This window comes from Pseudomonas pseudonitroreducens, from assembly GCF_021603645.1.
GTDB lineage: Bacteria > Pseudomonadota > Gammaproteobacteria > Pseudomonadales > Pseudomonadaceae > Pseudomonas > Pseudomonas pseudonitroreducens.
The window spans coordinates 45008-63994 of the sequence record NZ_BQHJ01000011.1 but is presented as its reverse complement, the minus strand read 5'-3'; the positions used below and the strand labels follow the sequence as shown (position 1 = coordinate 63994).

Annotated in this window: 18 protein-coding genes; 9 read left to right on the top strand and 9 right to left on the bottom strand. The window is 66.1% G+C overall.

What is annotated here, in order from left to right; all coding sequences use genetic code 11:
* Positions 1 to 49 precede the first annotated feature (49 nt).
* Positions 50 to 1063, top strand: a complete 1014-nt coding sequence (locus tag L6D89_RS24255) for a tellurite resistance/C4-dicarboxylate transporter family protein (RefSeq protein WP_236201448.1) — start codon at positions 50 to 52, stop codon at positions 1061 to 1063.
* Between the two features lie 585 nt (positions 1064 to 1648).
* Here the strand turns inward: L6D89_RS24255 and L6D89_RS24250 are convergent.
* The 3 genes from L6D89_RS24250 to L6D89_RS24240 form a co-directional block, all read right to left on the bottom strand.
* Complete coding sequence (locus L6D89_RS24250) at positions 1649 to 2293, bottom strand: glutathione S-transferase family protein (RefSeq protein WP_236171818.1); 645 nt, start codon at positions 2291 to 2293, stop codon at positions 1649 to 1651.
* A 56-nt stretch (positions 2294 to 2349) separates the two neighbouring features.
* Entirely contained in the window at positions 2350 to 3672 is a 1323-nt protein-coding gene (locus L6D89_RS24245) for an APC family permease (protein WP_236201447.1), read from the bottom strand.
* Between the two features lie 158 nt (positions 3673 to 3830).
* Entirely contained in the window at positions 3831 to 4652 is an 822-nt protein-coding gene (locus tag L6D89_RS24240) for a carbon-nitrogen hydrolase family protein (RefSeq protein ID WP_236201446.1), read from the bottom strand.
* A 147-nt stretch (positions 4653 to 4799) separates the two neighbouring features.
* Here L6D89_RS24240 and L6D89_RS24235 point away from each other — a divergent pair, with 147 nt between their 5' ends.
* The 3 genes from L6D89_RS24235 (at position 4800) to L6D89_RS24225 (ending at position 9118) form a co-directional block, all read left to right on the top strand.
* Complete coding sequence (locus L6D89_RS24235; RefSeq protein WP_236201445.1) at positions 4800 to 5579, top strand: helix-turn-helix transcriptional regulator; 780 nt, start codon at positions 4800 to 4802, stop codon at positions 5577 to 5579.
* Positions 5580 to 5791: 212 nt separating this feature from the next.
* Positions 5792 to 7171, top strand: a complete 1380-nt coding sequence (locus tag L6D89_RS24230; RefSeq protein ID WP_236201444.1) for an L-serine ammonia-lyase — start codon at positions 5792 to 5794, stop codon at positions 7169 to 7171.
* A 336-nt stretch (positions 7172 to 7507) separates the two neighbouring features.
* On the top strand, positions 7508 to 9118 hold the full coding sequence (locus tag L6D89_RS24225; protein ID WP_236201443.1) for an FMN-binding glutamate synthase family protein: 1611 nt from the start codon (positions 7508 to 7510) through the stop codon (positions 9116 to 9118).
* Between the two features lie 71 nt (positions 9119 to 9189).
* On the opposite strand, the gene L6D89_RS24220 is transcribed toward L6D89_RS24225, so the two are convergent.
* On the bottom strand, positions 9190 to 9594 hold the full coding sequence (locus L6D89_RS24220) for a hypothetical protein (RefSeq protein WP_373874989.1): 405 nt from the start codon (positions 9592 to 9594) through the stop codon (positions 9190 to 9192).
* A gap of 185 nt (positions 9595 to 9779) precedes the next feature.
* Here L6D89_RS24220 and L6D89_RS24215 point away from each other — a divergent pair, with 185 nt between their 5' ends.
* The 3 genes from L6D89_RS24215 (at position 9780) to L6D89_RS24205 (ending at position 12883) form a co-directional block, all read left to right on the top strand.
* Positions 9780 to 10616 carry an AraC family transcriptional regulator gene (locus tag L6D89_RS24215; RefSeq protein ID WP_236171832.1) on the top strand — a complete coding sequence of 279 codons (837 nt, stop codon included), beginning with the start codon at positions 9780 to 9782 and terminating at the stop codon, positions 10614 to 10616.
* Positions 10617 to 10668: 52 nt separating this feature from the next.
* Complete coding sequence (locus L6D89_RS24210; protein WP_236201441.1) at positions 10669 to 11277, top strand: LysE family translocator; 609 nt, start codon at positions 10669 to 10671, stop codon at positions 11275 to 11277.
* Positions 11278 to 11344: 67 nt separating this feature from the next.
* Positions 11345 to 12883 carry a diguanylate cyclase gene (locus tag L6D89_RS24205; protein WP_236201440.1) on the top strand — a complete coding sequence of 513 codons (1539 nt, stop codon included), beginning with the start codon at positions 11345 to 11347 and terminating at the stop codon, positions 12881 to 12883.
* A gap of 4 nt (positions 12884 to 12887) precedes the next feature.
* Here the strand turns inward: L6D89_RS24205 and L6D89_RS24200 are convergent, their stop codons facing one another.
* Complete coding sequence (locus L6D89_RS24200) at positions 12888 to 13796, bottom strand: LysR family transcriptional regulator (RefSeq protein ID WP_236171991.1); 909 nt, start codon at positions 13794 to 13796, stop codon at positions 12888 to 12890.
* A gap of 117 nt (positions 13797 to 13913) precedes the next feature.
* Here L6D89_RS24200 and L6D89_RS24195 point away from each other — a divergent pair, with 117 nt between their 5' ends.
* Positions 13914 to 15671, top strand: coding sequence for an amidohydrolase (locus L6D89_RS24195; protein WP_236201439.1), 1758 nt, complete (start codon positions 13914 to 13916; stop codon positions 15669 to 15671).
* A 151-nt stretch (positions 15672 to 15822) separates the two neighbouring features.
* Entirely contained in the window at positions 15823 to 16566 is a 744-nt protein-coding gene (locus tag L6D89_RS24190; protein WP_236171839.1) for a TorF family putative porin, read from the top strand.
* Here L6D89_RS24190 and L6D89_RS24185 read toward each other — a convergent pair.
* The 4 genes from L6D89_RS24185 to L6D89_RS24170 form a co-directional block, all read right to left on the bottom strand.
* Positions 16563 to 16955: a DoxX-like family protein gene (locus tag L6D89_RS24185; protein WP_236201438.1), complete on the bottom strand. Its 393-nt coding sequence runs from the start codon at positions 16953 to 16955 to the stop codon at positions 16563 to 16565. The two genes, L6D89_RS24190 and L6D89_RS24185, sit on opposite strands and share 4 nt — an antisense overlap.
* Positions 16948 to 17376: a thiol-disulfide oxidoreductase DCC family protein gene (locus L6D89_RS24180; protein ID WP_236201437.1), complete on the bottom strand. Its 429-nt coding sequence runs from the start codon at positions 17374 to 17376 to the stop codon at positions 16948 to 16950. Before L6D89_RS24180 ends, L6D89_RS24185 begins: the two co-directional genes overlap by 8 nt.
* A 69-nt stretch (positions 17377 to 17445) precedes the next feature.
* Positions 17446 to 17901, bottom strand: a complete 456-nt coding sequence (locus L6D89_RS24175; protein WP_236171845.1) for a DUF3237 domain-containing protein — start codon at positions 17899 to 17901, stop codon at positions 17446 to 17448.
* A gap of 67 nt (positions 17902 to 17968) precedes the next feature.
* On the bottom strand, positions 17969 to 18781 hold the full coding sequence (locus L6D89_RS24170; RefSeq protein WP_236201436.1) for a class I SAM-dependent methyltransferase: 813 nt from the start codon (positions 18779 to 18781) through the stop codon (positions 17969 to 17971).
* Between the last annotated feature and the right edge of the window lie 206 nt (positions 18782 to 18987).

Below are 18987 nucleotides of genomic sequence, written 5' to 3'. Positions count from 1 at the left end.
GCGAAGTCATGGCTATAAGAGTGGTCCTCCATTCTTGGGAGAATTTCCGGTGCTCAAAGACTTTCCACCCAGTTATTTCTCGCTGGTCATGGCGACTGGCATCGTGTCCCTGGCTTGCCACCTGGTCGGCCTCCAGCCGTTGGCCCTGGGACTGTTCTACCTCAACCTCCTGCAATACGCCCTGTGCCTGCTGTTCAGCCTGCTGCGCCTGCTTCGCTATCCGCGGCTGATGTGGCAGGACCTCACCCACCATGCGCGCGGCCCCGGCTTCCTTACGCTGGTGGCCGGCTCCAACGTGCTGGGCGTGCAGTTCATCGTGCTGGCCAACCAGCCCGCCATCGCCCAAGCCCTGTGGCTGTTGGCCGGGCCGCTGTGGCTGCTGTGCATGTATGCGATGCTCGCCGGCGTCACCCTCACCCAGCACAAGCCGACCCTGGAACAGGGCCTGAACGGCACCTGGCTGCTTTGCACGGTGTCCAGCGCCTCGGTCTGCGTACTCGGCAGCTACCTGGCGACGCGCTTTGCCGATCCGGAACTGATCCTCTTCGTCTGCGTGGCGGCCTATATGGTTGGCATCATGCTGTACGTGCTGATCATGTCGCAGATTCTCTACCGCTGGCTGTTCCTCGACCTGGAGGCTGGAGAGCTGTCGCCGTCCTACTGGATCAACATGGGCGCCCTGGCGATTTCCACACTGGCCGGAGCACGCCTGCTGACAGCCGGAGCCGACAGCGTGCTGGTCCAGTCGCTGGCACCCTTCATCCTCGGTCTGTCAGTCTTCGTCGGCGCTTTCGCCTGCTGGTGGATTCCCTTTCTGCTGCTGGTTTTCGTCACTCACCGGGTGCGCTACGGAATCGGTATCCATTACGACCTGCAGAACTGGTCGGTGGTGTTCCCGCTGGGCATGTTCTGCGTTGCCTCGTTCAACTTCCTGCCGCTGGTGCACCAGCAGGTGTTCCTGCCGCTCATCCAGGTTGTTGCCTATATCGCCCTGGCCGCCTGGGCCCTCACCTTCATCGGGTTGCTACGGCACTGCCTGCACACTTCTGCACGTATCCGCTGAGCGCCTGTTCCCTGTTCCGCAGGAAACCAATGGGAACACCCCCGCCCTCCCGACGGGCAAAAAAAAAGGCCCGCCAAGACTGGCGGGCCCGAAGTTAACGATTGACTAGTCGATCAATCATCACCGCAACGTGTAGGAACACGCCGCGGAATGCATGATCCAAGAGCCAGGATATTTCTCCAAGCCCGATCGTCTGCGTAGGAACACTCCGCGTAACTTTGCGAAATCGGCCACAGCGTCAGCAATTTCCCTCACCAACATTCGCGGGCTCGGTGCGCACCAGGGCGCCCTCCTGCCGAAAAGACCGTGGCAGACGGCTCGGGCTACTGGCGCATCGCAAAAAAAAGGCCCTTCCTCGCGGAAGGGCCCTGGGGACCTAAGTCAAGAAACGGCTTGTTGTCGTTATGCTTGCCGACGCCACGCGATGGGGGGCGCAGCGCTGGAAGAATCATCGATCAAGCCGATAGCGTGGGAAATATAGCTACATCAAAAAAGGAATTTTCCCAGGCGACTTGAGACTTTTTTCTCAAATCCAAGGACCCATGCCCTGACTTTGGAGCAAGTCTGCATCATCTCGCCCAGGCCTCAGGTCGCCTTCGCGTCAGCAGCCTTCGTATGCTCCTCGACCCATTGCTTGTCGCGCTCCCACACACGGGCGAACGCCGGACGCGACGTCACCAGTTCGACGTAGCGTTCAAACACCGGCAGCTTGGGCACCACGCCGAAGCCGATGGTCCAGCGCAGGGCCGCACCCCATAGCACGTCGGCAGCGGTCATGCGGTTGCCCAACAGGTAGGGGCCGGTTTCCAGTTGTTCGGCAATCGCGCGCATCACGCTGTCGTAGTCGCCATAGGGGCTCATGGCCTGCGGCGCCGCCTCGCGCTTGAGGGCGCGGTCGACGATGGCCGGCTCGAAGCTGGAGCCATAGAACACCAGCCAGCGCAGGTAGGGACCACGCAGCGGGTCATCGAGGGCGGGAGCGAGGTTGGCCCGCGGGAACAGGTCGGCGAGGTAGATGAAGATGGCGCCCTGCTCGGTGACCAGCGATTCGCCAATGCGGATCGCCGGGACCTTGCCCAGCGGGTTGAGCGCCAGATATTCCTGCTTGCGCTGCTCGCCGGCCTTCATGTTGATCAGTTCGAGGTCGTACTCGGCACCCAGCTCCTCCAGCAGCACCAGGGTGCCGCTGGAACGTGTCTGGGGCGAATGGTAGAGGGTGAGGCGGGGCATGGCGGGTCTCCTCGGTCTTCACGGCTCGGAGTCCCCAGCATAGCCCCGCGCGGGGCTCACGCCTCCTCGAAATGCATCTCCGGTGGTTGCTGGCGGAAGCCGCCGGTGATCACCGCGAGGTAGATCACGCCGAGCACCAGCCAGGTGGCGCCGAGCCAGATCGCCAGATGGTCGAGGCTGACCATCAGCCACAGGTCGGCGAGCAGGCCGATCAGCGGGAACAGCAGGAACAACACCAGCTCGCGCAGGCCGCGACGGTCGGCATTCAGGTAGTAGTGGAAGATCACCGAGAGGTTCACCAGGCTGAAGGCGAGGAAGGCGCCGAAGTTGATGAACGAGGTAGAGGTGGTGACGTCCATGTGCAGCGCCAGCAGGGCCACCACACCGCACAGCACGATGCTGTTCACCGGGGTCTCGAAGCGCTTGCTGATGCGCCCGAAGAACGGACGCGGCAGCACGCCGTCGCGGCCCATGGCGAACAGCAGGCGTGAGGCGCTGGCCTGGGCCGACAGGCCGGAGGTGAACTGGCCGACGATCAGGCCGATCAGGAAGAAGCTGACGAACAGGTCGCCGCCGATGTTGCGGGCAATTTCGTAGGCGGCGGAATCGGCGTTCTGGAATTCCACCGACGGGTGCGCGAGCTGTACGAAGTAGCTGGCGGCGATGAAGATGCCGCCGCCGATCAGGGTGATCAGCAGGATCGCACGCGGAATGGTCTTGCGCGGCTCGTGGGTTTCTTCGGTCAGGGTACTGACCGCGTCAAAGCCCAGGAACGAATAGCAGGCGATGGCTGCGCCACCCATGATCAGCGGCAGTTGGGTGCCTTCCTTGAGGAAGGGCTCCAAGGTCCACAGCGGACGGCTGCCGTCGCCCATGATGTAGTGGATGGCCAGGCCGACGAAGGCAATCAGCACGAGGAACTGCACCAGCATCAGCACGCCGTTGATGTTCTTCGCCAGGCGCAGGCCAACGACGTTGATCGCGGTAGTCACGCCGATGAAGGCCAGCACCCACAGCGCTTGCGGTACGGCAGGGAAGGCGGAATGCAGGTAGGCCGCGCCGATCAGCCAGATCGCCATGGGCAGGAACAGGTAGTCCAGCAGCACCGCCCAGCCGGCAAGGAAGCCCAACTTCGGGCTGATCGACTTGCGCACGTAGGTATAGGCCGAGCCGGCAACCGGGAAGGCGGCGGCCATGCGCCCGTAGCTGAGCGCGGTAAAGAGCATGGCGACAGAGGCCACGAGGTAGGCCGAAGGCACTACGCCGCGGGTGACGTCGGCGAGGATGCCGAAGGTGCCGAGGACGATGATCGGGGTCATGTAGGCGATGCCGAACAGCACCACCGAACCCAGCGACAGGGTTCGTTTGAGTCGAGCCATTACTGCTTACTCCGCGTTGTGTTTGTTATGGCAGTACAAGTTGCTGGCCTGCGCTCACCCGCAGGCCTCGCGGGCGCTCAAGTCGCCCGTCGATAGTGGAATAGCGCTGTATCGGCGCGGCCCTGCGCCCCGGCCCTGCAGAAAGCCGGATGGGAACCTCAGGCGGGAATGATCAGCTCGCGCAGGCCATCGTCGTGCTCGCGCATCTCGCCGGGCAGTACGAAGCGGCGCTCGGCCAGGTAGCTGTAGTCGCGGCGCGATTGCGCCAGGCGTTCAAAGTCCAGCTCGACGATCTGCCGGCACTCTTCGCGGCCGGCTTCGACGATCAGTTGGCCGTAGGGGTCGACCACGGCGCTGCCGCCAGCAAAGACCAGGCCGTCATCACCTTCGCCGACACGGTTGACCATCACGGCGTAGGCCTGGTTTTCCATGGCGCGGCCCATGATCGCGGTGCGGTGGGTCGGGCCGTAGGGGTCCATGTTGCCGTTGGTCACGATGATCAGCTCGGCGCCCAGTTGGCCGAGGGCACGGGCGGACTCGGGGAACTCGATGTCGAAGCAGATCACGATGCCGACGCGGATGCCATTCCACAGGCAGGTGGTGTAGCGGTCGCCGGGGGTGAAGATGCCGCGGTCCGACGCCCACAGGTGCGTCTTGCGGTACTTCATGGCGATGCCTTCGGGGGTGATCAGCAGCGTGGTGTTGTAGAACCGACCATCGTCAGCGGCTTCGGCGAAACCCACGGCGACGGCGATGTTCTTCTCCCGCGCGGCACGCTGCACGGCCTGCACGCTGGGGCCGTCGACCGGCTCGGCGATGGCGGCGATGTTCGCCTCGGTGGGGAAGCCGGTCAGCTGGGTCTCGGGGAACACCACCAGTTGGGTGTCGTCGGCGCAGGCGTGGATGGCCTCCAGGGTGCGGGCCAGGTTCCAGGCCACATCGCCATCACGGCCGGCGAGTTGGACGAGTTCTACTTTCATGGGGCTTCCTCGGATTCTTGTCTTTGCGGTGACCGGGCGCTGTCGGTCAGAATGCGCACCGCGCCGGCTCAAGGCATCCAGCGAGTATGCCGGGCGTGCCATCACCGGGTAATTACGCCCGCGTGGTAACCCATCGGGGGTAGAGTCATGAGCCTTTCCCTTCAGGATATCGCCTGGCACCGCGCAGTCGGGCAGCTGATCGAAGCGCTGGACAAGCCGAACTTCTGGACCTCGCTGGTGCGCCTGCTGGGCCAGTATGTGCCCTTCGACAGCTGGGTCGTGCTGCTTTTCAGCAATGGCAGGCCACAGGTGTTCGCCGAATGCCCCGGCGAGGACGGCGGCCCCGACTCGCTGTTCCAGGACTACCTCAAGGGCCTCTACCTGCTCGACCCGTTCTACATCGCCAGCCGCGAGGCCCCCGGCAGCGGGCTGTTCCGCCTGGACGACGTGGCGCCGGAAATGTTCGAGCAGACCGACTACTACCAGCGCTACTTCAGCCTCAACGTGGTCGCCGACGAAGTGCAGATCAACGTGCAGCTCGACGGCGAGCGCACCCTGTGCTGCTCGGTGGGCAGCAAGGGCCGCTTCACCCCGGAGCAGATCGCCCTGCTCGCCCTGGTGCAGCCCTGGGTTGCCGGCCTGATGCGCCAGCGCATGGCCTTCGAGCGCGAAGTGCAGGAAGCGCCGCCGCCCCCGCGCTGGCAGAACCGCCTGGAATCCACCGCCCAGCAGGTGGAATCCCCGCTCACCGCCCGCGAACTGGAAGTGGGCCGGCTGATGCTCAGCGGCTGCTCCAGCAAGGAAATCGCCCGCAAGCTGGCGATCTCCGCCGAAACGGTGAAGGTCCACCGCAAGCACATGTATTCCAAGCTGGGGATCAAGTCGCAGTCCGAGCTGTTCTCGCTGTTCCTTCAGGCGCAGGGCTGAGGCTGCTTGCGTAGGATGGCGTGGAGCGCAGCGATACCCATCAATCGCTGCCGGGACAGCATGGGTATCGCCTAGGCTCCACCCATCCTACGATGCTCTCCCTGCAGGAGTGGCCCATGCCCGCGAATGGTCTCCAACGGACGCCAGCCGTCGAGCGGTCGGTGAGCATTCGAGGCGACGCGGGTCCATGCTTGAGGGCAGGAGGAATTCCCATGACCCTCAGCGTCTTCGACATGTTCAAGCCCGGCGTCGGGCCATCCAGTTCGCACACCGTGGGGCCGATGCGCGCCACCCGCGAGTTCGTCGACCGCCTGCGTGACGACGGCCTGCTGGCCCGAACTGGTGCCCTAGAGGTGCACCTCTACGGCTCCCTCAGCGCTACCGGCAAAGGCCACGCCACCGACCGCGCCTGCCTGATCGGCCTGCTCGGCATCGACCCGGCGGAAGCCGACCCCGCCGCTCTCGCCCCGCAGGTGGATGACATCCTGCTGCGCCATCGCCTGCGTCTGGGCGGCGTGCAGGAGATCGATTTCGACCCGGCGCGGCAACTGGTCTTCCACGACGACAGCCTGCCCGCCCACCCCAACGGCCTGCACCTGCGGGCGCTGGACGCAAAGGGCGAACTGCTGGCCGAGCGAGTCTGCTACTCGGTCGGCGGTGGCTTCGTGGTGGATGCGGCGGACTTCAACACCGACCGCGCCCTCCCGGACAATCCGATGCCCTACCCCTTCCACAGCGCCGAGGAACTGCTGCGCCTTTGCCACGAGCACGGCTTCGGGCGCATCAGCGACCTGATGTGGGCCAACGAGCTGGCCGTGCGCAGCGCGGCGGAAATCCACGCCGGCCTTGCGCATATCTGGGAGGAAATGCAGGCCTGCGTGAACCGCGGCCTGGAAACCGAAGGCACGCTGCCCGGCGGGCTCAAGGTTCGACGCCGCGCGCCCATGCTGTTCCGCCGCCTGAACGAAGCGGACAGCGGCAACCTGATCGCCACCACCCTGGGCGCCCTGGACTGGGTGGACCTCTGGGCACTGGCAGTCAACGAGGAGAACGCCGCCGGCGGCCGCGTGGTCACCGCCCCCACCAACGGCGCAGCCGGGATAGTCCCGGCGGTGCTACACTACTACGCGCACTATGACGGCAGCGCCAACGCCGAAGGCATCGAACGCTACCTGCTGACCGCCGCCGCCATCGGCATCCTGTGCAAGCTCAACGCCTCCATTTCCGGCGCCGAAGTCGGCTGCCAGGGCGAAGTGGGCTCCGCCTGCGCCATGGCCGCCGGGGGCCTGGCGGAAGTCCTCGGCGGCAGCCTGGAGCAGGTGGAGAACGCCGCCGAGATCGGCCTGGAACATAACCTCGGCCTGACTTGCGACCCGGTGGCCGGGCTGGTCCAGGTGCCCTGCATCGAACGCAATGCCATGGCCTCGCTCAAGGCCATCAACGCCGCCCAACTGGCCCAGCGCGGCGACGGCCAGCACCTGGTCAGCCTCGACAAGGCCATCGACACCCTGCGCGATACCGGGCGCGACATGATGGACAAGTACAAGGAGACCTCGAAGGGTGGGCTGGCGGTCAATGTGATCGCCTGCTAGTCCGGCGGGTTGCGGGTTCGCGAGCAAGCTCGCTCCTACGAAGAGCGCATCAACGTCAAGTCTGTGGGAGCGAGCTTGCTCGCGAACAGCCCCGGGACGAATGCCACCGTTCTTGCAGCGCTTGAAACAGGCTTTCTCAGCGCCGGAGAAAATCGTTAGCTAGCTTTCTTTTTCCACCACTTCGGGCTACCGTCGATGCCCGCCAGAACTAGAAAGACTTCCGAAAGTCCGCCGCATTGACCTTTGCCCAGGCACGTTCGCGCGATGCCTGCCATGCTCTGTGGCGGCCCTTTTGGCCAACCTGACCGTGATCAAAGCCCGACGACTGGAGATTCCATGAACCTGTCGCTCCTAAGCCGCTACGCCTTCTTCGCCGCCTGCGTCCTGTTCACCGTGCTCAGCCTGCCCTTCCTCGGGCATGACTGGGTGTGGCCCTTCACCCTCACCACCCTCGCCCTGAGCGTGCTCGGCGTCTTCGACCTGCTGCAGGAACGCCACGCGGTAAGGCGCAACTACCCGATCCTGGGCAACATCCGCTACCTGGTGGAAGCCATCCGCCCGGAAATCCGCCAGTACCTGCTCGAAGGCGACCAGGAAGCCCTGCCCTTCTCCCGCGCCCAGCGCGCCCTGGTGTACTCGCGGGCGAAGAACGAGACCGCCGACAAACCCTTCGGCACCCTGATCGATGTCTACCAGTCGGGCTTCGAGTTCATCGCCCACTCCATCCGCCCGGCCCCGGTGGCCGACCCTTGCACCTTCCGCGTCACCGTTGGTGGTCCGGAGTGCAAGCAGCCCTATTCCATCTCGGTGTTCAACATCTCGGCGATGAGCTTCGGCTCGCTGAGCGCCAATGCCATCCGCGCGCTGAACAAGGGCGCCAAGCTCGGCGGCTTCATCCATGACACCGGCGAGGGCAGCATCAGCCCCTACCACCGCGAGTACGGCGGCGACCTGACCTGGGAACTGGGCAGCGGCTACTTCGGCTGCCGCAACGACGATGGCAGCTTCAGCCCCGAGCGCTTCGCCAAGCAGGCAGTCGACCCGCAGGTGAAGATGATCGAGATCAAGCTCAGCCAAGGCGCCAAGCCCGGCCACGGCGGCATCCTGCCCAAGCACAAGGTGACCCCGGAAATCGCCGCCACCCGCGGCGTGCCCATGGGCCAGGACTGCATCTCGCCGTCTTCCCACAGCGCCTTCGACTCGCCCCACGGCCTGCTGAACTTCATCGTCCAGCTGCGCGAACTCTCTGGCGGCAAGCCGGTGGGCTTCAAGCTGTGCATCGGCCACCCCTGGGAGTTCATGGGCATTGCCAAGGCCATGCACGAGACCGGCATCCTCCCCGACTTCATCGTCGTCGACGGCAAGGAAGGCGGCACCGGCGCCGCGCCCCTGGAGTTCACCGACCACATGGGCCTGCCGATGCGCGAGGGCCTGCTGTTCGTGCACAACACCCTGGTCGGCCTGAACCTGCGCGACAAGATCCGCATCGGCGCCAGCGGCAAGATCGTCAGCGCCTTCGACATCGCCAGCGTGCTGGCCATGGGCGCGGACTGGGCCAACTCGGCGCGCGGCTTCATGTTCGCCATCGGTTGCATCCAGTCGCAGTCCTGCCACACCAACAAGTGCCCCACCGGCGTCGCCACCCAGGACCCGCTGCGCCAGCGCGCACTGGTAGTGCCGGACAAGGCCGAGCGGGTCTACCACTTCCACCGCAACACGCTCAAAGGCCTGGCCGAGATGATCGCCGCCGCCGGCATCCAGCACCCTTCGCAGCTGGAGGCCAAGCACCTGGTTCGCCGTGTCACCGCCACCGAGATCCGCCTGTTCTCGCACCTGCACTACTTCCTCAAGCCGGGCGAACTGCTCTCGGGCAACATCGAGGGCGAGTTCTACGAGCGCATCTGGCGCATGGCTCGCAGCGACAGCTTCGACGCCGCCGCCGGCTGATTCCGCGAAAGGTGGAGCGCCCGCAATGGGCGCCCCCCTGAATACGGGAATCATGCTGCGAGGAAAGCTTACTAACCCAAGCGACTCCACACCTGCACCAGCCCCAGCAGGTGCACCAGTGCGAAGGCCAGGCAGATCGCCGAGCTGACGTAGATGAAGCGCTGACTGCGCCCGGTGTCTTTCAGGATGAGCGGGCCGGCCGCGCCGCGCAGCAGGTAGACCAGCGAGATCGCCACCAGCGCGGGGCGCAGCAGCGGCAACGGCCCCAGCACCCCGGCCCCGGATAGCGCATAGGCAGCCCAGGCGAACAGCACGAAAGCGATGCCGAAGGTGATCAGCGCCGGGTAGACCCGCCCCGCCTCGGCGGCCCGGGCGAGCTTTTCGCCAGCGCCAAACAGGCGGTACCAGCGCGGTCCGACCAGCACCACGCCAATGTGCAGCGCACCCGCCATGGCGCTGAGCGCCGCCGCAATCATCAATGCCAGGTTGTATTCCTGTCCCACGCTCGGCTCCCTCCTGGAGTTCGGCTCTTTGCAGTGGCTGCATCCTACCGTCGGCGCGAAGGATTCACGACACTCGACCACCGGCTGCACGAATCTTCCAGACAGCCCGCCTGCGCGCGCTATGCTGGCCGACCGGGCAAGCGGCGTGGAGGCGGCCCATGCACAAAGACAACTGGATCGACCTGCTGCAGGATGCCGACACCGGCATCCAGAGCCTGCGCGCGCATTTCAAGGGCCACGCCTATGACCCGCACTGGCACGACAGCTACCTGATCGGCTTCACCGAATCCGGCGTGCAGCAGTTCAACAGCCGCAACCAGCGCCACGTCAGCACCGCCGGCAAGGTGTTCTTCCTCGAGCCCGGCGACATTCACGACGGCGACGCGCCCACCGAGGGTGGCTTCACCTACCGCATGCTCTACCTCGATGCCCCCTGGCTGGAGCGCGAGATCGGCACGCTGTTCGAAGAGGCGCCGGGCAGCTGTCAGTTGAGCGTGCCCGAGCTGCTGATCGACGATCCGCGCCTGACGCGGCGGATCGACAATGCCTTCCAGGCGGTGCATGGCAACGACCTGAAGATCGTCCGCCAGAGCGCCATGGACGAGCTGCTCGACGGCATGACCCAGCACCTGCACTGGCGCCAGCGCGATGCCACGACGGCGCAGCTGCCACTGGTGGCGCAGCGCGCGCGGGACTTCCTGCACGCCAACCTGAGCGCCGACATCGGCCTCGACGACCTCGCTCGCGCCACGGGTTGCGACCGCTTCCGCCTGACCCGCGCGTTCAAGCAGGCGTTCGGCCTGCCGCCCCACGCTTACCTGATCCAATTGCGCCTGGCCCGCGCGCGCCAGTTGCTCGGCCGCGGCCTGGCACCGGCGGATATCGCCGCCGACCTCGGCTTCGCCGACCAGAGCCACCTCGGGCGCTGGTTCCGCCGCGCCTACGGGGTAACGCCGGCCTACTACCGCAAGCGCTGCTCAAAGCTTCCAGACTGAGCCCGCGCCACTGGCGAAGATGAGCTCCCACGGATTCACCGGAGTTCCCGCCATGTACTTTGCGCAGCTCAGCCAATGGCTGCCGTTCGTCCTTTTCGCCTTCGTCGCCTCGATCACACCGGGGCCGACCAATCTGCTGATCTTCAGCAACAGCGCGCGCTTCGGCTGGAGCGCCGCGCTGCCGATCATGTTCGGCGGCTGTGCGGCCGCCGCCGCGCTGGTGCTGGCGGTGGGCAGCGGCCTGGGCGAGGTGCTGGCCAGCCTGCCGCGCGTACAGCAGGCGATGAGCCTGCTCGGCGTGCTCTGGCTGAGCTGGCTGGCCTGGCAGATATTCCGCAGCCCACCGGCAGACCTGGAGCGTGACACCAACGCCGCGCGCCTGGGCGCGCTGGGTGCCGCCGCGCTGCAACTGGTCAACCCCAAGACCTGGATGATGGCACTGGCAGTCATCAGCGTTTATGCCGGGCACGGCGTGGATCGGCTGGACCGCGTGCAACTGCTGTCACTGCTGTTCTTCCTCGTGTCGATACCCTGCACGGCGGTCTGGGCCGGCCTGGGCATCGGCAGCCAGCGCCTGCTCTCCGCCACGCAGATGCAGCGGCTCAACCAGTTGATGGCGGTCCTGCTGCTGATCTCGGCCTGGGCCGGGGCGCTGCTCTGAGCGCCCACTGACAAAGCTCCGCCAGCGCTGGCAGAATTCGCGGCAACCACACAAGGAGGTTGGGGCCGTGGAATCCCTGTACTTCTCGCCGATGCTGCTCGGCCTCAACCTGATGCTCGCCAGCGCCATTGCCTGTACCGGCCTCTGGTACTTTGCCCGGCCCTATCGCGGGCCCGGCCTGTGGATGGGCGGGGCCTGGACGCTGATCCTCGGCATCCTGCTGTTCATGGGCTTCATGGCCAGCGGCAGCAAGCTGCTGAACATCGCCGGCAATGCCACCCAACTGGCCGGCGAGGCGCTATTGATGTTGGGCGTCTACCGCTTTCTCGGCCTGCCGCCGCCCTGGTGGACGGTGCCCGCCAGTGCGACCGCCATGGCTCTGGCGCTCAGCTGGCACTGGTGGGTGGCGCCGATCAACTCGGAATACCTGATCGCCATCTATGCCACCATCGGCGGCCTGCTGCCGATCCAGGCGAGCCTGGTCCTGCTGCGCGCGCCTGGTGAAAGCGAGCTGCGCGGCGTGCGCCGCTTCGTGGCGGTGGCGCTCGGCGCCTATGCGCTGGTCACCCTGGCGCGCGCCGCCATCGGCCTGCACGATGGCCTGCACGGAATCGAACATGCAGACGTCACGCGCTCCTTCAGCTACCTGCTGCCCTACAACTTCGGCGTTCCCCTGTGGGTGATCGCGCTGGTCGGCATGGCCCTGATGACCATGCGCCGCATCCTCGCCGACAGTCAGCGCCACGCCAGCGAGGCGCGAGCCAGTGCCGAGCGCTTCGAGCGCCTGATGCAGGTCGCCAATGCCGGCATGCTGGTGCTGCGCGATGGCAAGGTGATGGATGCCAACCCGATGCTCGAACGCATGTTGCTCTGGCCCCGCGAGCGCCTGCTTGGCCAGGACTTCGCCGAACTCTTCGTCAGCGAAGCGCAAGGCGACCTGCAGGACCTGCTGGCCGGCGCGGATGGCAAGCCGCACGACATCCTGGCCATGCGTGAGGATGGCAGCACCTTCGCCGCCGAACTGAGCATCGAGCGCCTGGCCGGCGGACAGCGGGTCGCGGAAATCCGCGACGTCAGCCACCACAAGGCGCTGGAGAACCAGCTGCGCCAACTGGCCACGCTCGATCCACTGACCAGCGCGCTCAATCGACGAGCCTTCCAGGTCCAGGCCGAACGCGAGCTGGCCCGCAGCGCACGCTATGGCTCGCCATTGAGCCTGGCCGTGCTCGACCTCGATCACTTCAAGCGCATCAATGACCAGTACGGCCACGCCGCCGGCGACCGCGTGCTGTGCCAGTTCAGCGAGCTCTGTCGGCGGCAGGCGCGCAGCACCGACCTGTTCGCGCGCTTCGGCGGCGAGGAGTTCGTTTTCCTCCTGCCCAGCACCCACGCCGATGCGGCCCGGCACCTGCTCGATCGACTGCGGCAAAACCTGCAGGAGCTGCCCCTGGATATCGGCGCCGGCGAACTACGCGTCAGCGTCAGCATCGGGCTGGTCTCGGCGGACCAGGCCCGTGACCTCGCACAACTGCTCGAAAGCGCCGACCGGGCGCTTTACCAGGCCAAGGCCAACGGGCGCAATCGCCTGGAAAGCACCAGGCTCTGAGCGCTCAGAGAATGCCGTCGCGGCGCAGGTAATCGCGCAGGTGCTCGATGAAGGCGTGGATCTTGCGCGTCGCCCGGCGATTGCTCGGGTACACCGCGAGAATCTGCGCGCCGAAGGTGTCCGGCTCGAAGAAGTAGTCATCCAGCACCGTCACCAGGCGCCCGCTGCGCAGGTGCTCCAGCACGCTCCAGTGCGGGCACGGCAGCAGTCCATGGCCGGCGAGGCAGGCAGTCAGCAGCACGGCCTGGTTGTCGCTGTTCAGGCGGCCATTACGCGGAGTGGAATAGCGCTCGCCTTCGACGTCGAACCACCAGCGGTCGTCCAGCGCCGGATGGCGATAGACCAGGCAATCGTGGTCGATGATCTGGTTCGGATGCCGTGGCGTGCCGCGGCGTTGCAGGTACGCCGGGCTGGCGCACATGATCAGCCGGCTTTCCGCCAGCGGCTGGGCGATCAGCCCGGGGAGATCGCTGTTGCCCATGCGCAGGGCGAGGTCGTAGCGGCCGTCGAGCAGGTCGACGTAGCTGTCGGAAAGGTCCACCTGCAAACGCACGTCCGGGTGCTGGTCGAGGAACTCGGCGCAGGCCTGGTCGAGAAACACCGGGCCGACGATCAGCGGCCCGGTGATGCGCAGCACGCCGCGCAAGCTGTGTTGCAACTGGGCGATTTCCTCGGTGGTCTCGCGCATCCGCGCCAGCACCTCGCGGGCCCCATCGAGATAGAGCTGGCCGGCTTCGGTCAGCGACATGCTGCGCGTGGTGCGCTCGAACAGGCGCGCGCCAACTTCGATTTCCAGCTGGCCGACCGCCTTGGTCACGGCCGACGGCGTCTTGCCCAACTGCTCGGCGGCGCGGCTGAAACTGCCGGTCTCGGCACTGGCGACGAACATCGCCAGGCTGCTGAATCTGTCCATCGTCATTCGTGCCAATCCTTCACAAGTGTTATGCCTGACAGCGACTTCCGCACACCTCGGTCCGCCAGTAGCCTGCGCCGCAGACCAACAATAATCCAACGAAAGCAAGGGGAAGTCATGCACGGCATGCTCAAGGGCGCGCTGGCGCTCGCCATCGCACTCGGCACTTTTGAAGCTCAGGCACAGAACGCGGACCTGATCCTGTACAACGCCAAGGTCTTCACCGCCGAGCCCGGCCAGCCGCTGCAGCAGGCCGTCGCGGTCGCTGGCGGCAAGGTGCTGCAGGTGGGCTCCAACGAGGACATCCGCAAGCTCGCCGGCAGCGGCAGCAAGCAGGTCGACCTCGGCGGCAAGGTGCTGATGCCCGGCTTCATCGACAGCCACTCGCACTCCATCTTCGGCGGCCTGGAGCTGATCTCCGCCAGCCTGCTGGACGAGCAGATGGACCTCGACGCGTTCGAGAAGCGTCTGAAGCAGGACCGCGACAGCGGCAAGGCCAAGGTGCATGACACCGTGGTCATGAACGGCATGAACTCCAGCTACTGGTCTCAGGCCGAGGGCCTGGCCAAGCGCTTCAACCAGGGCGAGTGGAAGGACACCCCGGTGGTGCTGATCGGCAGCGACCACCACACCGCCTGGGCCAACGCCGCCATGCTCAAGCGCGCCGGGCTGGACGCCAAGCGCCTGCGCGGCCTGAGCCCGCTGGAGCAGCAGAACGTCGCCCACGACAAGGACTTCAACCCCACCGGCTTCCTGGTCGACTCCGGTTTCGACCTGGTGGCCGCCGCCATGCCGGTTCCGGACACCGCCACCATGGACCGCGCCGGCGTGGCCGCGGTGAAGTACAACAACAGCCTGGGCATCACCGCCTGGATGGACCCGGCCGCCAACGGCACGCCCGGCGAAGCGCTGTTCGCCATCAAGCCCACCGAGAAGACCGTCGGTGTGCTGCCGGTCTACCGCGACCTGGCCCGCGACGGCCAGCTCAGCGCCCACGTCGCCGCGCTGCTGGTGGTCAACCCGCAGAGCCGCCCGGCCGATCTCGACGTCATCGACAAGGTGCGTCAGCAGTTCCAGGGCATCCCGAACCTGACGCTGCCGGGCATCAAGGTCTTCGCCGATGGTGTGATCGAGTTCCCTGCACAGTCCGCTGCGCTGCTGGAGGACTACAAGAACAGCCACAAACCGGGCGAGCTGCTGATCGATCCGAAGCACTTCGGCGAACTGGTCAGCGCCGCCGATGCGCGCGGCTGGCTGGTGCACGTGCACGCCATCGGCGACCGCGCGGTGCGCGAGTCCCTCAATGGTTTCGCCCAGGCGCGCAAGGACCGGCAGAGCGGCGTGACCCACTCGATCACCCACCTGCAACTGGTCAACCCCAAGGACTTCCCGCGCTTCAAGGAGCTCGGGGTGATCGCCTCGATGCAACTGGACTGGGCCACCTCCGAGGTCTACACGGTGGAACTGGTGAAGCCCTACATCGCCGACGAAACCTACCGCTACATGTACCCGGCCAAATCCCTGCTGGACAATGGCGCCACCATTGCCGGCGCCAGCGACTGGCCGGTGTCCACGCCTGATCCGCTGAAGGCCATCTACCAGGCGGTCACCCGCCAGGGCGAGGAAGGCGTGCTCAACGCCGCCGAGCGCGTGGACCGCCAGACCATGTTCTACGCCTACACCCGCAACGCCGCGCAGACCATCGGCCTCGGCGACAAGATCGGCACCCTGGCCCCCGGCAAGCAGGCCGACATGGTGGTGCTCGACCGCGATGTGTTCAGCGTGCCCGACCAGCAACTGGACGAAGCCCGCGTGCTCCGCACCCTCTTCGAAGGCCGCGAAGTCTACCGCGCCGACGACGTGCCGGCTCTGTAAGGAGCCGGGCTCCTGCGCCGGGGCGTGAACACCCCCGGCGCCCTGCCCGCCAGCGCCCCCCTTGCCGCCGCTTCCCGAGTGACCGGGAGGGTGGGCGCTGCGCGGGATTTTTCATCTGCCCACAGACAATCACAACAAAGGGACTCCCCACATGAATCGCCCCAACTGGCTGATGGGCGCGCTGCTCGCCTGCGCGCCATTCACCTCCGCCCTGGCCGTCGAACTGGGCCACGACTTCAACCTGCAGATCGATACCGCCCTGGTCAGCGACTACCGCACCCGCGGCATCTCGCAGACGCAGAACGACCCGGCCGTACAGGTTGGCCTCACCCTGCAGCACGCTTCCGGCGCCTACCTGGGTGTGTGGAGCTCCAACGTCGACTTCGGCGCCGACTTCAAGACCCGCCAGGAAGTGGACTACTACGGCGGCTGGTACTGGCAGGCCAATGACGACATCGCCCTGGACCTGGGCTACATCAAGTACGCCTACCCGAAGGAAGCCCAGTTCAACCAGAGCGACACCTACGCCATCCTCCACGCCTACGGCTTCGAAGTGGCGGCCTATTACGGCAACGACTACCCGACCTACTTCGGCGAGGACCAGGCCAACCTCTACACCTACCTGGCCTACAACGCCGAGCTGCCGGCCGAGTTCAAGTTGCGCGTACGCTACGGTCGCAATGACGCCAAGGACCCGCTCTACCTGTCCGGCAGTGGCGACACCCGCGACACCTACCATGAATGGGAAGCCAAGCTGAGCCACGAATGGGTGGGCTTCGACTGGGCGGTGAGCTACATCGACACCGACCTGTCGCAGAACGAGTGCCGCACCCAGTTCGGCTTCGGCGATGTCTGCACGGCCACCGTGGTGGCCAGCGTGTCGCGCAGCTTCTAATGCCGCGAAGGCGAACGGGGCGATGCGGCGCTCCGTTCGCCCTGCAGAGCAATCGCGCACAGCGCCAGCGCGGCGACGTTGGTGGAAACTGGATTGAAGGCGCCCAGCAGCAACTCCGAGACGAACAGCGCCACATCCACCAGCAAGCCGAGCAGTGCCGCCACCGCCAACCAGAGTGGCCAGCGGCTGCGGCGCAACAGAAGGATCGCCAGGCCGAGGACGATCTCGGCGGCACCGGCCACCTCGGCGATGCGCTGGGTCGACAGCGGCCAGCCGTGAGCCTCGATCATGCGCACTTCATCGGCGCTGAGGAACAGCAGCTTGGGCACCAGGCCGTGGTAGAGGAACACCACGCCCAGCGCCAGCCGCGCGATGGCCGCGCTAGTCATTGCCGAGGAAACGCCCGCGATACTGCGGCGAAGGCACCAGGCAGACGTCTTCACGGCCGAACAGGCGGTAGCGATTGAGCGCGATGCGGTCGTAGCACCAGTCGCGCAGCGGCCGGGGGATCAGCCAGAGCACGCGCAGCCAGTTCCACGGTGCCGGCAACTGGCCGATCACCCGCAGGAAGGCGTCGCTGCGCTCGAAACCTTCGCGACCATCGACGTAGAGCATGGTGTCGAAGTATTCGGTGGGCAGGCCGAACCAGTCGAGAATCGCCTGGCCCTCGGCAGACTGCACGCTGCACAGCTTCACCCGCTGCATGCGGTCGTGCAGCAGGAGGAAGCGGCTCCAGCCGTTGCACAGGCGGCAAGTGCCGTCGAACAGCACGACTTTGTCGTCGGGCTGCATGTTGGGGGGCAGAGCCATGGCGTCGTCTCCTGATCCCTGATGCGCCAACTGTGCCCGCCGTGTGTGACAAGTCCTGCTGTTCATCGCTCATCCATTGGCGAGTGAATACAAACGGTACTCGACCCAGCCCGGCCCCAGCCGGCCCTCGCCCACCGCCAACTGGTGGTTGAGCCAGCGATAGCGGTCGTCGCCGACCTCGAAGCGCGGCTGGATCATGAAATAGGTATCGCCAAACTCGGTGCTGTCGCCCCGCGAGACCGCATGAATGATCTTCGGGTTGGCCACCAGCAGTCCGTTGTGCTGCATCAGGATACGCGCGCCGTCGTCGGTGCGCAGTACCAGGCGCACCTCCAGGTGCCAGCCGCCATCGCTGTCCACCAGGATCCAGTCGCCGCCGCCGGGCAGCACCTCGCCGTTCAGGCGCTGGCCCTTGAAGGTGCCGCCACCGGCCGCCGAGATCAACCGCCGGCCCTGCGGCACGCGGCCAATCTCCAGCGGCACGCTGGCCTTCACGTTCATTTCCATCAACGGCTCGAGCTTCATCGCCGGCTCCTGCGCAAGGTCGTCGTAGAGGAATGAGTAAAGCAGCCAGCGGCCAAATCGGCCTGGCCTAGCCGAAGTGATAGCGCAGCAGGCGCCCCATGCGGCGCATCGCTGGAATAGCCAGGGTGATCCCGTAGAGCAGGCGCATGCCCAGCGACAGCCGGGCGATCTGCGCACGGTCGTAGGCGGCAATGGCCTCGACGAAGCGCAAGCCCGGGACCTGCCGCTGCAGTTCCTGCGGCTCGTCGATTGCCCAGTGCAGCACTGCGCCGGTACGGCGGATCATCGGGTTCCACTGCAGCAGGCGGATACCCAGGCGACTGTAGCCATCCAGCGCCAGTTCACCCTGGCCGAAGTGTGCAACCAGACCACGCAACAGTCGCGGAACCTCGTCCGCCGGCACGTAGGGCAGCACGCCCTCGGAAAGAATCAGCACCGGCCGTCCGCTCGGCAGCGCACGCCACCAGTCAGGCGACGTCAGGGAGCAGGCCATCAGGTGGCAGTTTTCCCGCGCGGGATACAGGCGCTCGCGCAGGGCGATCACTTCCGGAAAGTCCACCTCGAACCACTGCACGGTGGCCGGCGGGTCGATGCGCAAGACCCGACTGTCCAGCCCGCAACCCAGCTGCAGCACCACACAGGCCGGATAGCGCGCCAGGAAGTCGCGTACCCAGTCGTCGAACAGCTTGGCCCGCAGGGCGATGCCCACCTGCTCGGCGCGGCCGATGTGCAGGCGGGCGAAGTCGTAGTCGATCTGCGCCACGGCGCGGCGCGAGAAACGGTCGCGCAGCAGGCTGTCGGGCAACTCGCTCTCCATCGCCTTGGCATAGAGGGTGATCAGCAGGGTTTCCGGCGTGCCCTTGAGCCCGACCTTGTGCATGACGATCTCCCATCACTGGAGTGCTCCATGTAACGCCCGCGGCGGCTGCAACTCAAGCGTTGCAAATGAGCCCCCGACAGGCAGGGGCCGAGGCCCGTCAGGCCCGCTGGCTAAAGCCCGGTGCCAGGCGATCCGTCCGCAAGCCCCGAACCTGAAAAGCGGCATGGCCAAGGAGACTCGGAATTCCCTGAAGGAAACGTACCTCG